General features: G+C 61.3%; 12 protein-coding genes. 5 read left to right on the plus strand and 7 right to left on the minus strand.

Annotated elements, in window-relative coordinates; translation table 11 throughout:
* Positions 1-83: 83 nt before the first annotated feature.
* Positions 84-923 carry a glycosyltransferase family 25 protein gene (locus VB738_RS07855; protein ID WP_323305220.1) on the plus strand — a complete coding sequence of 280 codons (840 nt, stop codon included), beginning with the start codon at positions 84-86 and terminating at the stop codon, positions 921-923.
* Here VB738_RS07855 and VB738_RS07860 read toward each other — a convergent pair.
* From VB738_RS07860 to VB738_RS07870, 3 genes are all read right to left on the minus strand, one after another.
* Positions 841-1629: a hypothetical protein gene (locus VB738_RS07860; protein ID WP_323305221.1), complete on the minus strand. Its 789-nt coding sequence runs from the start codon at positions 1627-1629 to the stop codon at positions 841-843. The two genes, VB738_RS07855 and VB738_RS07860, sit on opposite strands and share 83 nt — an antisense overlap.
* A gap of 85 nt (positions 1630-1714) precedes the next feature.
* Positions 1715-2206, minus strand: coding sequence for a nuclear transport factor 2 family protein (locus VB738_RS07865; RefSeq protein ID WP_323305222.1), 492 nt, complete (start codon positions 2204-2206; stop codon positions 1715-1717).
* A gap of 46 nt (positions 2207-2252) precedes the next feature.
* Complete coding sequence (locus tag VB738_RS07870; RefSeq protein WP_323305223.1) at positions 2253-2621, minus strand: hypothetical protein; 369 nt, start codon at positions 2619-2621, stop codon at positions 2253-2255.
* 241 nt (positions 2622-2862) lie between these two features.
* Here VB738_RS07870 and VB738_RS07875 point away from each other — a divergent pair, with 241 nt between their 5' ends.
* From VB738_RS07875 to VB738_RS07890, 4 genes are all read left to right on the plus strand, one after another.
* Positions 2863-4038, plus strand: coding sequence for a glycosyltransferase family 4 protein (locus VB738_RS07875; RefSeq protein ID WP_323305224.1), 1176 nt, complete (start codon positions 2863-2865; stop codon positions 4036-4038).
* 4 nt (positions 4039-4042) lie between these two features.
* A complete protein-coding gene (locus VB738_RS07880) occupies positions 4043-4822 on the plus strand; it encodes an alpha/beta fold hydrolase (protein ID WP_323305225.1) in 780 nt (259 codons plus the stop codon).
* A complete protein-coding gene (locus VB738_RS07885; protein WP_323305226.1) occupies positions 4819-5982 on the plus strand; it encodes an LLM class flavin-dependent oxidoreductase in 1164 nt (387 codons plus the stop codon). The genes VB738_RS07880 and VB738_RS07885 overlap by 4 nt, the downstream gene beginning before the upstream one ends.
* A 186-nt stretch (positions 5983-6168) precedes the next feature.
* The gene (locus tag VB738_RS07890) at positions 6169-6933 is read left to right on the plus strand and encodes a DUF3598 family protein (protein WP_323305227.1); all 765 of its coding nucleotides are present in this window, start codon (positions 6169-6171) and stop codon (positions 6931-6933) included.
* A gap of 130 nt (positions 6934-7063) precedes the next feature.
* Here the strand turns inward: VB738_RS07890 and VB738_RS07895 are convergent, their stop codons facing one another.
* From VB738_RS07895 to VB738_RS07910, 4 genes are all read right to left on the minus strand, one after another.
* On the minus strand, positions 7064-8149 hold the full coding sequence (locus VB738_RS07895; RefSeq protein ID WP_323305228.1) for a M14 family metallopeptidase: 1086 nt from the start codon (positions 8147-8149) through the stop codon (positions 7064-7066).
* Positions 8150-8261: 112 nt separating this feature from the next.
* The gene (locus VB738_RS07900; protein WP_323305229.1) at positions 8262-8819 is read right to left on the minus strand and encodes a hypothetical protein; all 558 of its coding nucleotides are present in this window, start codon (positions 8817-8819) and stop codon (positions 8262-8264) included.
* Positions 8820-8993: 174 nt separating this feature from the next.
* A complete protein-coding gene (locus tag VB738_RS07905) occupies positions 8994-9782 on the minus strand; it encodes a hypothetical protein (protein WP_323305230.1) in 789 nt (262 codons plus the stop codon).
* 432 nt (positions 9783-10214) lie between these two features.
* The gene (locus tag VB738_RS07910; protein ID WP_323305231.1) at positions 10215-13883 is read right to left on the minus strand and encodes a hypothetical protein; all 3669 of its coding nucleotides are present in this window, start codon (positions 13881-13883) and stop codon (positions 10215-10217) included.
* Between the last annotated feature and the right edge of the window lie 409 nt (positions 13884-14292).

Genomic DNA, 14292 nt, shown 5'->3' on the forward strand with positions numbered 1-14292 from the left:
GCCGTTTAACAATGATAACATGCATCTCATTGATGCATCGTCGTATGCCGAAGTCCCTACCTGCTTGCGCACCACTTTGATGCATGGCCAAACTCTCCTGGCAGGACTTACTGAACACCCCTGCCTTTCTGATCAATCTCGATCGCCGGCCGGAGCGATGGGAGAGCAGTCGAAGCCAACTGGAATGGGCCGGATTCACCGACGCTCGCCGCTGGTCAGCCTTTGATGGGGCGAAGGGAAACGTCCGGGAGAGTCTGCGGCATTTCGGCATCGATCAACTGGCAGATCGGGAGCACTTTCTCAGCCAGCCTGGTGCCCAGGGCTGCGCCGTTTCCCAACTGACGCTGCTCCAGCACATCATCGACCAGGGGTATCCCCATGCCTGCATCTTCGAGGACGACATCCGCTTCTCCCGCCGGTGGCACCAGCTGGCACCCGCCTTTCTGAGAACCACGCCCCGAACGTTCGACCTGCTCTTCCTAGGCTCCCAGATTCAGTACGACGCCCTGCCCCGTCTGCATCCGGCTCGGCGGTTGAATCGCTCCCGAACACTCACGCGCCTGAGCCAGCGAGCCTGGCCCTGGCCCGCCCATCGGCTGGGCGATGTGGTGCAGGGGCCGCTCTATTGCCTCCATGCCTTCGTCATCACGCGCAAGGGCTGCCAGGAGTTGCTGAGGTTTCTCACCACCCAGAGCATCGGCCTCTACATCCCGGATTGCATGATTCACGACGCCATGGCCGGGCGGTCGGATGTCTCGACATTCCCGCTGCGGTGGTATGCATGGAACGGCAATCGTCTCCCTTCCCTTGTGGAGGAGCGGGGCACCAATCCCCACTGGATCAGGCGGAACTGCGGCCTGGTGTACCAGGAGGAAAGCTTCGGCACGGACATTCAACCGCGCCCGGAACCTGCGCCGGCCTGAGGGCTCCCTGGACAGGCTTGGGCCGTTCACCGAACGGGAGAAGGCGGGCGCCGAGGCTGAAGGCCCCCGCCAGCAGGCCGGCCAGGGCGATCGCCACACTCCACAGCTGGACCGGCCGGAGGGCACCGACCAGCTCCAGCACGGAGAGGTCGGCCGGGTTCAGCCCCCGCAGTACTGGCGGGGGCGGTGACGGGGCGGCTGAGCCAGGCCCCGGCTCCAGCGCCAGCACCTTCTCCTTCCAGTCGGCGAGCACGCCGTTGAATTCGTTGGAGCCCAAGGCCGCCTCGGCCAGAGGAAGTTTCTGCACATACCAGTCGTAACCCTGCTCCAGCAATCCCTCCGCTTTCAAGCCGTCTTCCACGATCACCAGCAGGGGCAGGTGCTTCGCATAGGCCATCGCCGCTTCAATGTGGTTCCACGGCGTCGGCAGCTTCGTCTCCACCAGAGTCCCCTGACGCGGACCGCCGCGTCTTTCGAGGCCGGAGGGGAAGTAACTGCGCTCCAGGGCGATGACGACGATCCCGGAACACTTCTCCATCAGCTCGGTGATGGCCTTCAGCGGTGCATCGGCGCTGAAGGTGTTGCGGCCGACGGTCTTGGGGATCAGGGATTCACTGCGCAGGCGATCCTCAATCGACCGCACGAAGGATTCCTGCTCCGGCGTGGCTGTACCGCCCACACTCACGAAGACGAGTTTCTCCTCCATGCCACGCCACGCATCACTGGGCGGAGCCTACCGATTCCCCAGCCGGCGCGCTCGCATCGGCGATGGGCAACGGGGACTGGGAACGTCAGAGGCCGAGATCGGACAGGCCCGGATGGCCGTCGGGGCGGCGACCGAGGGGCCAGTGGTATTTCCTCTCGCTCTCCTGAATCGGCAGGTCGTTGATGCTGGCTATGCGGGTGTGCATGAAGCCCTGATCATCGAACTCCCAGTTTTCGTTGCCGTAGGAGCGGAACCAGTGGCCGGAATCGTCGTGCCATTCGTAGGCGAAACGCACGGCGATGCGGTGGCCGTGGAACGCCCAGAGTTCCTTGATCAGGCGGTAGTCCAGTTCCCGGGCCCATTTGCGGACCAGAAACTGCTCGATGGCCGCGCGGCCGCTGACGAACTCGGCCCGGTTGCGCCAGACGCTGCCGGGGCTGTAGGCCAGCGCCACCCGGGCCGGATCACGGCTGTTCCAGCCATCCTCAGCCAGGCGCACTTTCTTTGCCGCCGTTTCAGCATCGAAGGGGGGAAAGGGGGGCCTGGGGGCTTCAGGATCGGTCGTTGGGGCGGGCATTGAAGCGGTCATCCAGGCGGGCGCTGCACAGCCTGCGCAGGCTAATTCAGAAGGGAATCGTGTAGGTGTTGCCGCGCTCACTGCGCACCAGGAAGGCGGAGGCGGTCTGCCGGTAGGTGGCCAGGGTGGTGCGGCCATTGCTGGGCTCGTTGATCAGCAACTTGCCGCATTCCTCCCGATCCCCCTGGCCGCAGGTCCAGGGCTCGCCCACCTTCTCCATCTCGATCTGCTTGCCGTCGGAGCGGTAGGTGACCGTGAACGAGGTGGAGCCGCCCGCGACCAGGCAGGCTTCGCTGCGGCCGTTGAAGCGGCAGGTCTGCCAGGCGGTCTGTGCGTGGGCCTCGGGGTTGGCCGGGAGAGCCAGGGCGGCGCCGGCGGCGGCAAGGGTGCACAGGGCCGCCAGGGGGGAACGCATCGGGCGAGGTGCCGGGGAAGGCCAGTCTCGCCCCTGCGCGCTCAGCACGCCAGGCGGGGCTGTCGATCAGGAGATCGCCTTTGACCTGTCAGCGGATCACCCTCGTTCTTCCATGGTCTGCGTGCGATCCTTGGTTCCATCGCCTTCCTGAAGCTGGTGGAGTGAATCGGTTGGCCTACAACCTCCCACCTGAACGCCGGGATTACCGCTCTTGGGGTCCCGTTTCCGTTGGCTTCAGCGCATGAAGATCCTCTTCATCCTGTGTGACAACCCCTTCAGGGCCTCCTGCGGCATGGGGAGCTCTGTCAAGGAAATCATTGACGGCCTGGCCAAAGCAGACGAGTCGATCAGGATTCAGGTGTTGGATTTGCGATCGAACGACGGCCATCAGACGATCACCGATCAGATCGAGGTGTTTTCCTGCGGATACCGGGATGGCCTGGGCAGTGACTTCATTGTCCAGACCCTGATGAATGCCCCGATTCAGATCATCTATGGCATCAAGAACCTGAGGAGGCCCGATGTCATTCACCTGCAGGACTGGACGTCCATAGCGGTGGGCAACGCCTTGGCCAGCTACTGGGGAGGCGACATCAAATCGGTGTACACAACCCAATTGAGCTACACCCTGTTGCTGGAGGATCTGGCCAAAGAGTCGATGGCGGCTCCGCCCGTCGACCAGGCGATTGTTGCCGAGATTGAACGACTGGAACGCGAAAGCATTCAGTCGTCGGACAGGGCCATCTTCCTGAACCGGAGCGATCAGACACGGCTCAACGGACCGCACGATTCACAGGTGATCCCGCACGGCATCCATCTGGGGGACGTGCTGTCGATTCCATTCGAAGAAAAGAAGCTTCCAGGGGATCACCCTGTCAAGCTCCTGTATTTCGGGCGCATCGATACGATGAAGAATGTCGGGCGGCTGCTCGATGCCCGGTTGCCCAGCGGCGTCGATCTGATCGTGATGGGGGGAGAGGCCGGCTCGAATCCGGAGTTGTATCAACGACTGGAGGACCTGGCACGTGATCGCGATCACTTGCACCGGATTCCTTTCACCGCAGGGGATGACAAGTTCCATATCATCCGAGCAGCCGACGCTGTGATCTTCCCCAGCATCCATGAGCCCTTCGGCCTGGTTGGACTCGAGGCCTTGGCCTGCGGCACACCCCTGATCGCTTCCTTTGCCGGAGGCATGAGTGGCTACCTCGATGAGGCCTGCGCGATCCGAATCGACGGACTGGGCGCCGAGGCCATCGAGAACGCCATCCACAGGTTCATGACGATGTCAGACTCCGCCAAGGAGGCCATGGTCAGGAACGGATTGAACGTCTGCAAGCGTTTCTCCTGGAAGGATCCAGTTGAGCGGCACCACCGGCTTTATCGGGACTTGACCCATGACGGCAAGCCCGCGTAGGCCCATGGTCACGGACCATCGCATCGACATTCGAGGCTGCCAAGTCGCCTATCAGCGTGGCGGCCAAGGTGAACCGCTCCTACTGCTGCATGGCATGGATGGACGAGCGTCATGGGACAGCGTGCTTCCCAGGCTCACGGAGCATCACGATGTGATCCTGCCCGACCATCCCGGCTTTGGCGCATCGGGGTCAGGGGAGTGGATCGACGGCATGGCTGATCTGGCACTGTTTTACCTCGATTTTCTGGATGCGCTGCAGATCGAGCAATGCCACCTGGCCGGCCACTGCCTGGGCGGCTGGCTGGCAGCGGAAATTGCCGTGATGCAGCCGCAACGGTTCAAGAGCCTGAGCTTGTGTGCCGCAGCCGGCATCCGGGTTGACGGCTGCCCGATGGGGGATGCCTTCCTGTGGAACCCGGACGACACCATCGGCCAGCTGATCGTTGATCCGCAGGCCAGGGAAAGCATGCGGTCGAAGCCATCGAGCGAGCGTGACATCGAACTGATGCTGAAAGCCAGACAGATGTCGGCGCGACTGGCCTGGCATCCTCGCTTTCACAATCCCCATCTACGCAAGTGGTTGCATCGGCTGACGATGCCAACCATGATTCAATGGGGTGAGAACGACAGGCTCTTCCCCGTGGCCTATGCCCACGGCTACCACGCCATGATTCCCCACGCCCAGCTCCATCTCTACAAGGACTGCGGCCATTTCCCGATGCTGGAAGCCACCGATCGCTACCTCGAGCATCTGGACGCATTCACGGCCAAGGCATCCGCATGAAGTTCTATTCCTTTCATTTGATGCCCTATGGGGCGCTCGATCTGGATTACGTCGAGAAACATGTCTCGGCGAGCCTGGTGCTCCCCAACAGCTATTACGATCCCCAGATTGGCCATCAGCTCTATAACCGCTATCTCGATGAGCTGGAACTAGCCGATGAGCTCGGTTTTGATGGCGTGTGCGTCAACGAGCATCACCAGTCGGCCTATGGCCTGATGCCCACACCGGCCGTGATGGCGGGGGCGCTTTCCAGAAGCGTGAAGCGAGGCAAGATCTGCATCCTGGGGCGGGCGTTGCCGTTGCTGTCCAATCCACTCACGGTGGCGGAAGAATACGCCATGCTCGATAACATCACCGGCGGGCGCTTCATTGCTGGCTTTGTGAGAGGGATTGGTGTGGAGTATCACGCCACCGGCGTCAATCCCACCTATTCCCTGGAGCGTTTTCATGAAGCGCATGATCTGATCATCCGGGCGTGGACGGAAGAGGGTCCCTTTCCATTTGAAGGCAAGCACTACAGCTACCAATACGTGAATCTGTGGCCGCGTCCTTTCCAACAGCCCCATCCGGACGTCTGGATTCCCTCCGGAGGCAGCCTGGAAACGATTCGCTGGGCGTCCGATCCCAAACGGAAATATGTCTATCTGAATGTGTATAGCAACATCGATGTGGCCTGCGGGCTCATGGACACCTACCGGAACTGCGCCGAGGCGTACGGCTATACCGCGAGCTCCGAACAACTGGGCATGGCCCTGCCCATTTATGTGGCAGAAACCGATGCGATCGCCCGAAGAGAAGCCAAGCCTCATATTGAGGCGTTCTTCAACAGGTTTCTGCGCATGACCAATGAGATGTTGTTGCCACCGGGCTACACATCGGTGTCCTCCCTCAAAACACTCCTGATCACCAGCCGCGAAACGCTGATGGCTAACCATTCCCTGGAGGCCGTCGACAAGCTCGGCATGTTCCTGGTGGGTTCACCCGAAACCGTCCGTGAGCGCCTGGCGGAGTTTGAGCAACGGCTGGGCATCGGCCATCTCTGCGCCATCATGCAATTCGGCAGCCTGCCGCATGCGCAGACGAAGCGAAATCTGGAGCTGTTTGCACAAGAGGTGATGCCCCATTTCCGGGCCAAAGTGACGGCAGGCAGCTGCCCCTAGGGACCGATAGCGGCCAACCCCCGACAGGCCCGCAGCACCACATCGGAATGGATGCACAGGCCCAGTCTTCGTTGCAGAAGAAGGGCACCGGAAGGCCAGCCGTTTCCCCGCTTGCTCCCCACCCCGGCACCCAGGCTCGCCGGCCACGGCGGGCTGCCTACCATCGCCCCTTTGCCGCCCTTCCCCATGGCCAGCCAATGGCAGAACTTTCTGCGCAACCTGGGGGAGTGGCGGGGCAGCTTCACCACGATCAGCGCCGGCGGCGAGGTGCTGGAGAGCCATCCGTCGGTGCTGACGCTGGCGGCGGGCGACGACGACGACCGCCTGGTGCGCTTCAGCCTGCAGCGCTGGCCCGCCGGCACGGCGATCGCCACGGGCGGCGGACCGGCGCCGGGGGCGGGCGAGCCCAGCCGCGCCATGGAGCAGGACTACCGGACCCTCGGGCGTCAGGTGGTGTTCTTCGATTCCGGGGCGTTCAACAAGGGGTCGCTGCAGGTGGCGCCAAACACGGTCTTCGGCGGTGAGTTCGGCTTCATCGCGGCCGACCGGCGCCACCGGATCGTGCAGCTGTACACCCCCGACGGCCGCTTTGATCAGCTGGTGCTGATCCGCGAGTTCCGGGCCGGCAGCGACGCCGCCGAGGCCGCGCGCGCCAACGCCGAGCAGCTGCTGGGCCGCTGGCAGGGCCAGGCGGCCACGGTCCGCGCCGACTGGGACATGGCCGACTTCAGCGACGTGCAGCTGGAGCTGGGGCCCGCGGAGCTGGAGGCGCTGCGGCTGCTGCCCGATGGCGGCTTCGTGGGCCTGCCGGAGCAGGTGAGCCACCGGGCGGCCTTCGAGCTGGTGGGCGGCTGGCTGCCGGCCCCGGGCCGGATGGAGCGCCTCATCCGCCGTTATGACGCCACCGGCGCCTGGGTCTCCGCCAGCCACGAGGTGCTGGAGCGCGTCTGAGGGGCCGGCACGCCGGCAACGGCCTCACCGCGGCGGCAACCCATCCAACATCTGCCAGAGAAGCGGGCACATTCCCATTGCGCCTGAAAAAGGTCAGCAGGGTTGGATAACAGGGCATCAAGGGCTTCGCTCATCCCCCCAACCCCCGACAAGCCCGCAACACCACATCGGCGCAGCGGCCGTACACAGCGGCTTGCCAGGCGGGGCTGTCGATCAGGAAGGCGTCGCGCACCTGGCGGCGGATCGCTTCGCGGTGGGGGGTGGGGCGATCGGGAACGGCGTGCAGCCAGGCATCGGCGCGCAGGGCCGCCAGCACCTGATCGATCGGCCGGGTGCCGAACTCCAGGGCCAGGTAGGTGAGCTCCACCGCAGGGAACATCCGGCGCAGAAACACCGGCACCGACCCCGACACCACCGACGAGCTGGAGGGGCCCTGACCGGGCCGGGTGACCTCCGGGCCATACCAACGCTGCAGCCGCTCCCAGTCGTCGCCTGAGCTGCCGCTGCCGATGAGCTCCCCGTAGCCCCAGGGGCCCAGGCCGGTGTGCAGGTCGATCACCGCCAGGCGGCGGCAGGCCGGGCCCAGGTGCTCGGTGAGGATCATCTCCAGGGTGGACAGCGACCAGCTGGGGCGGCTGCCGCCGTAGAAGAGGCCGGTGGGATGGGTGTACTGGCCGCGCTGCAGCGCCGCCTGGTAGGCGGCCATCCCGTGCCCAGTGATGAAGGCCTCCAGCAGGGTGTCGGCCCGTTGCCGCTCGGGCCCGTCCCAGTCGACGGGCAGCAGGGCGTCGCGGAGGGCGTCGTAGGCCGGGTTCTCGGGCAGGGGGCCGCGGAAGTCGAGGCCGTGGCGGTTGAGATCAATGTTGTGTTCGTTGCCGCGGCGCAGCCAGGCGAAGCCATGGGGGTTGAGGGCATGGATCAGCAGCGCCCCGCCGCCGGCCGGCAGGGCGCCGTGGAGTTCATCCAGCAGAACGCCCACCTGGCAACCGGATCCGGCCAGTCCCTCCACGCCGTGGGTGCCGGAGATCAGCAGCAGCAGAGACTCGGGCTGGGCGGGGCCCAGGGCCGCCGCATCGATGGCGAGCGACTCGCCGGCCGGGCCGCGATGGTCGGGCAGGACATGGCTGCTGAGCCGGGAGCCGGCGCCACGGGCGGCGGCCAGGAACGCCTCACGGGCCGAGCGGTAATCGGAGCGGAAGAATTCGCTGGTGGCCATGGGGGAGGGGGTGGAGCCGGGGGCGATTAGAAGGGATGGCCGGTGTGGCGCGTCACCGCAAGGATGTCGGCGTCGCTGGTGAAGATCTTCTCAAAGACGTCGATGCTCGCCATCACATCCTTTGACCGGTCGACCCACCTCCGCCGTCCTCTGATGTCTCTGGTCCGGCGTCTGGGATGCCCTCCACGCAGGGCGGCATGGGAAGCCCGCTATTGAAGCCGGCGGTGGTCGGCAAGCATCCTGGGTCTGGCTCGCCGTACCAGTCGGCATAGGCGACAGGGAGTACCCCACGTTCGGCCAAACCGAGCATCTGGACGAACCAGCCGGCGTACGGCCAGTCCGCACCTTGGCCCAGCTGGGCGATGGTGGGGAAGCGCTCGAGGAACTTTGAAGCAAGCTTCCGTGCCGTGTCCTTCTGAGCGTCTTCCCAGCCGAAATAGCTATTGTCCTGCCCCGTTGTGTAGTGGGCTGCATCGTCGAAGTCGCAAATCATTGCCCCGTGGATGCGCTGGATGTTTCCGACGTGGGTAACTGAACACCGCCAGTGCATCCCAGACGGTGACATGCCTGGCACGATCCGCAGCCGTTGATAGCCGAGCTTGTGCAACTCGTGAACCATCAGCAGCACCCGTTGAGAACGCCGCACGAGTGGGTCCGAATCGCGCTCCATACTTAAAGGCCTCCGATCGCCCGACGCCCCGCATCACCTCCCGGCGCAAGCGGGCGAAGCTCAGTCTAGCTGGACAGGTGAATGCGAATATTGGGCGTCAGAATCTCCCTGCAGGGTCACAGAATGGTCTTGCCAAGCCGCCAAGGAAGGAGCCTTCCAGGCTGAGAGAAGCGACTAAGGCAAGTATGCCAAGAGATCTTCGAAGGTCATGAATCTTACGCCGCAAGTCGCTGTCAGCCAGGCCCTATTGCCTGGGTCCAACACCGAGTTCGCGGCATTGCTGTTTCCTACGTCGGCAGAGCAGAAAACATCTATCCCGTATGCGACATGGGAAGCTATTGCGTCGCCGTCAGCCCATTCTCCGAATGCGCGCTCTACAGCCCGCTGTTCGTGAATATCCTTGGCGTCGGCCAATGCAGAAAACCATGCCTTATCGGGATCCGCAGCTGTCATGGCAGTGCCGAGCGCAATAACCTGGGCAATACCAAGTCCCCGGGCTTCAATAGTTCGGGCTACGTCATGCGCTCTCTGCTGCCAAGTAAGGAGGTCATCTCCCTCTCCATTCGAGAGATAGATCTCACCCGCGGGATCGGTCATCGTGAAAGCGCCCACCCGTGGAACGTCTTTTAGAGCGCGAACTCCGAGCGCGCGCGCTGCGTCAACACGAGCCACTACTTCGGGATGCAACTGCCTACGACTCGGCTGCTCGGCGACGAACCTCTGCTTAATCGTCTCGATATCGGCATCTCCTATGCTCGCGCGGATCACTTCGGGAAGGTCCTCGTTCTTTGTGACCGAGTATGTCTCGGGCGGACTTGAAACTCGCGTACTAGCGAAGACATCTGCTCGATCTGTACGCATGATGCCTTCGATGGTGAGCATCGTCATGGAAAAGAATCCCTCAATCTTCTTTGCGGCAAGCGCGTCCCGTACTTTTGGAAGATATGGTTGGCGCACATCCATGGGGAACCGTTCTGGCCGACAGGCCAAGTCGAGCACGTTTGTGTCAAAAGTTACTCTTAGGACCATGGTGCGCGCCCTTGTTCAGATTTGTAGGCAATAGCTGCCTGTTCAACTTAGCAACTGTAGGCGACGATTCGGTGAGTCCTGATTCCCCACAACCCATGACGCCCAACGCCCCGCATCACCTGCTGGCGGAAGCGGGCGAAGCTTGCTGTAGCCGGTTAGGTGGATGAGGATGCTGTGCGACATTTTTGGTGACGCAGCCACTGATCATCCACTTTCGCTTCTAATCGGACCCAGCGCTTGCAATGCCAGGCAACCGCCTCCGCGCCAGACTGCCTGCGAGATACGACACCAACTAGGAATCCACGCTCATGTGCAATGACGTGGTGGGTGAGCCCAACTACAGATAGGGGTGATTGCATCGCTCACCTACCAGCGCAAGGCCTCCTTCGCAGCCCGCGCATCCTCAGCTTCACCCTCTCTAAGCCACATGTCGGCAATGGCAGAAAGCAAGTTGGCTGTGCGAGGAAACTCCGGCATGCCACGCGCCCAGCGTTTCGCTTGGTCGGCGAGCACCCTTTCTTGCTGGCCTCCCTCACCAATAGTCTTGCTGTAAATGCCCCGCATATTGAACCGCTCGATGCGACAAGCCTGCTCGACTTCGTCGGAAGAAAGTTCCTCGACGAGCCGCCGCACAGCTCTGTGAGGCCAAGCCTGGTCGTCTGGGTCCGGCGGCGCGTGGGCCAGCAGGTGACCGATGCGAGCGTCTGTGATAGCGCTTCGGTCAGCTAGGGCAGCCCGCTGGCGTACCTCATCAGACCAAGACTTCAGCGTCGCGAAGTCAACTCTATCGTCAACCTGACCGGGCAAGACGTTCAAGCCATTAAGGAGTTCAAAGGCTGCGGTAGCCATCTTCTGCTCCTGCTCCGAAACGATTGGCGCTTCACTGTTAGCAGGCTTATACACAGTGCAGATTATCGAGACAAAGAACTCGGGGCTCTCGATGAGCATCTTATGCAGGGTCAATGGCTCCTTTCTTCTGTGGAAAAAGGGCAAGTAGGAAAACTCCATCCGTGCCAGCGCTTCCCGCGAAACATCTGGCCGCTTTCCCAGCTCTTCAAACAAGTGTTCCAAGTAGTACACAAGCATGGCTCCACTGCCTCCCGGTGACGCATTGATTTCAGGAATGGCCGCTTCAAGCAGGTTCACGATCGATGCGGAAGTCATATCCTCCAGGCGTTCATGGGTCGCCTCAATCGCCGCGAGTGTGCGCCCGCAAGCACGGTATCGGCTTACGGCGTACTCCATCTCTTCGGGGGTTCCAAGAATACTGAACGCACGCTTATGACTCCAGTAAGCATCGTCCACATCAGCACCTAAAGCCGCAACCATATCCCAGGTTGGTCTCCCGTCTTCAAGTGCCAAGAATAGGCAGGCGGTCTCGTCTGCCGAGAGGTTAAGATCGACTCTTATTTGGTCAAGGTGCTTCATCCACGAGGATCCAAATGACGCAAGGGCATTGGCCACCATTACGGATGCCAAGGACTTTGCCTCTCCATTCAATTCCAGTAGCTGCCTCACCAGTGAAGATGTATCCTCCTCCCCGAGGGCAAGCATGGTGAGCGACTCAGCCATCTGTTGCGGCAGCTTGACCTTCGCCGCCAATTTGGTCAGGCCTTGAACTCCCTGAGCTGCCATGACACGCTCTAGAGCCTTAAATCGCGCGGACTGGATATCAGCAGTTGGATCGTCTTTATCACGACGCCCCACAATGTTCGGCATCCAATCATCGAAGAGCCAAGTAGTAACCAGAATTGGGTCGTTCGGTTGGAACCTCGAAACCAGAGCCTCCAATCGGCCGAGCCGCTCGTCCTTAATCGCCCAGTCAATGCCGTTGAAGGCACGGTGCCGATTCACTTCTTTGCGGAGTGCATCCCAGGTTGTGAAGCGGTCGTCGACACATTGCCTGTCGAGACAGTCCTCCAGCCCCCTTACGACATGCTCGAAGCTATCGGGCCGAAGCTGGCCAAGAACGCCAATCAATGTCTGCCACCGATCAGGCAGCAGCTGTGCGTGCTCGACTGCCAAATCAACCACGGCATCTTGCGTCGCCCAGACGACGCCGTAGGTGAGCGTCTCTTGTCCTCCCGGTGAGGCTTCGGCAAACTTTGGCTTCTGCGTAGGACTCACGCTGCCGTGAGCCTGCGGCAGTAACTTAACAAGAAGAGGCCAACCAATAGATGGCACTGCTCGTACGACGTGGGACAAAACGCCGAAACGCTGCTTGTGTCCCGCATTCGTGTGCGGCGACCAAGAAAGAAAAATGTCACGAAGACTGTTTAATGGACGATTGGTGAGCTTACCGCCGGGGTCAATCGCTGCGAGCTTGGCCAAGCACATCGCTGCGCGAAGAAGATGGCCTTCATCCCAAGCAAGGAGTTCCAGGGCCCAAAGAACTCCGGTATGCGCGCTAGCGGGCGCGAAGAAGTCGTCGCGCTCCGAGAAGATGGGCCTGATTTTCTCGGCGTCGCCCTCAAGCAGACGCTCGAGGGCCTCAAAGAAAGGGATAGGAGCAGCCTCCGCGAGCAACGGGAGCTGACCTCGCAGACTTTCAAGCAGACGATGGTCAGTAGACAGGTTCGGCAGGCCACGCACAATGTCGTCAACGAAACGCTGAGGCGACGAGCCTGTTACGACAAACCCTGCCTCCTCATGGAGCGCAGCCATAAGGAGCAACGTAGTCATCAGCCCTTCCCGGAGCCATCGACTATGCGCGTCACGTTGAGGCTGCATGAGACTAAAGACTTCGTCAGCTTTAGGAGCCTCAATCACGCGGGAGAACACTATCCTGGATTGGTCGGCAAATCGAGCCAGATGTTCTCCACCAATAAGGTGCCCTAGATGCACAAACGCGTCTACAGATGACCTCATGGCCCACACGTCATCGACCCGGTCTACGGGCGGGTCTTTTAGTCTTGTTAGCCCCCTCAATGGCGCCTCAACCTCCTCATAGATAGCCTTTCCGCCAAGCGTCTTTAGCACGTCTGTATCAGCTTGTACTGATGGTTGCCATGCGCCGGCAAGTAGCGCAGGTATCAGCGCCTCCGCGGCCTGCAGCCATTCCGGACGCTCCGCCGTTCCGCTGGGCTTCTGACGGGCCAGCACTGCCAGGCTCCTACCGCATCGACGAGCCAACTCATAGCCATCAGACTCAGTGATTCCCATCGAGACGAAGGCCTTCGCCAATTCGGAATTTGTAGGCCTAGCGAGAACATCATGCTGGCCTCGTTGTTCATCTGCACCGGCACTGATTACCGTCGGGCCTGCCTGCGCCAACAACCCAACAAGCTTCCGCGCCTGGCCTCTCGGCATGAATATCAAGCCCTTCTTTGAGGCCAGTTGACGAGCAGCGTCTACACTATCGACGACCATGGCCCGGCCTTCTAAGAAGGCTCGAGTCTCTGGACCCGCTCGTCGAATTGCGGCAATTACGAACGCAATGACCTCGTCGGCGGAGTCTGCGGCAAATGCCAACCGACTGCCACCCTCCGACAGTCGCAGAAGGAGCTCTGATGCTTGTGCTTCCCGGCCGGCAAGCACCACTTCATCGGTCAGAGCCGGCAAGAAGCGCGTCGAGAACTCGTCCCAAAACTCGCATGAACTACACGCACCGGTAGTAGGCGCAAGGCCAAGCTCATTCCTTGCATAGTTTGCAGCGACAGCAGGGTGTTTATCCAGCCAATGCTCTAGGGCAATGCCATCGAAGCACTCAACGCCCTTCCACTGCCCAAGAGCCCGTTTCTCACTTAGCCAATCCGAAATCTGCTTGCTGGGGCGATCCCAGGTCCTCGGTGTCGCGAATACAAAAGTTGTGTTCGCTCTGACAGCCGCGTCGACGTCCTCAGTTCGTTTCTCAAAGTCTTTGTCAGCCTTCACTACTACATCGGCCGTGACGCCAAATTCCCAGATTGAAGCCCCGTCAGGAACGAAGGGAGGAAAGCCTGTCGCCTCAAGAACGCCATCAAAGCCTCGAACCTGCCCCTTCTCACGATTCGGGAATCGATACTCAGTGATGTTCGTAGCGGATGCGATGATCAAGTCAGCAATGAGGCCAGGAAACGTCGTTCGAGCAGGAATCCTATTTGACCATTCTTGAAGGTCTTGCGCAGAGATCCACCTCATACATACCTCAGTTTGATCAGCAGGGCGATTGTCAGCTCATCTTACTGAATGGAGCGACTCGGACAAAAACGGGCGAATCACCACAGTCCATCAGTTGTTGGCCGACCATGGCCTAGGCAATGGAATGGCGCGATGAACGGGCCTTTCACACAAACTTACCTTGCGTCGCAGTGGGACAAGTGGCTGCTCCTCGCCGATACGCCATCATTCAAGGGCTAATCCCACGTGGAATTCAATTCCGGATAACGCTGCCTCTGAGTGGCAGGCAGAGAGCCTGGGGAGATGTAGAAGAGAATTAATGGCGGCATATCCACTCGAGAGTCTT

The sequence above is a fragment of the Cyanobium gracile UHCC 0139 genome (assembly GCF_034931325.1).
Classification (GTDB): Bacteria; Cyanobacteriota; Cyanobacteriia; order PCC-6307; family Cyanobiaceae; genus Cyanobium; species Cyanobium gracile_B.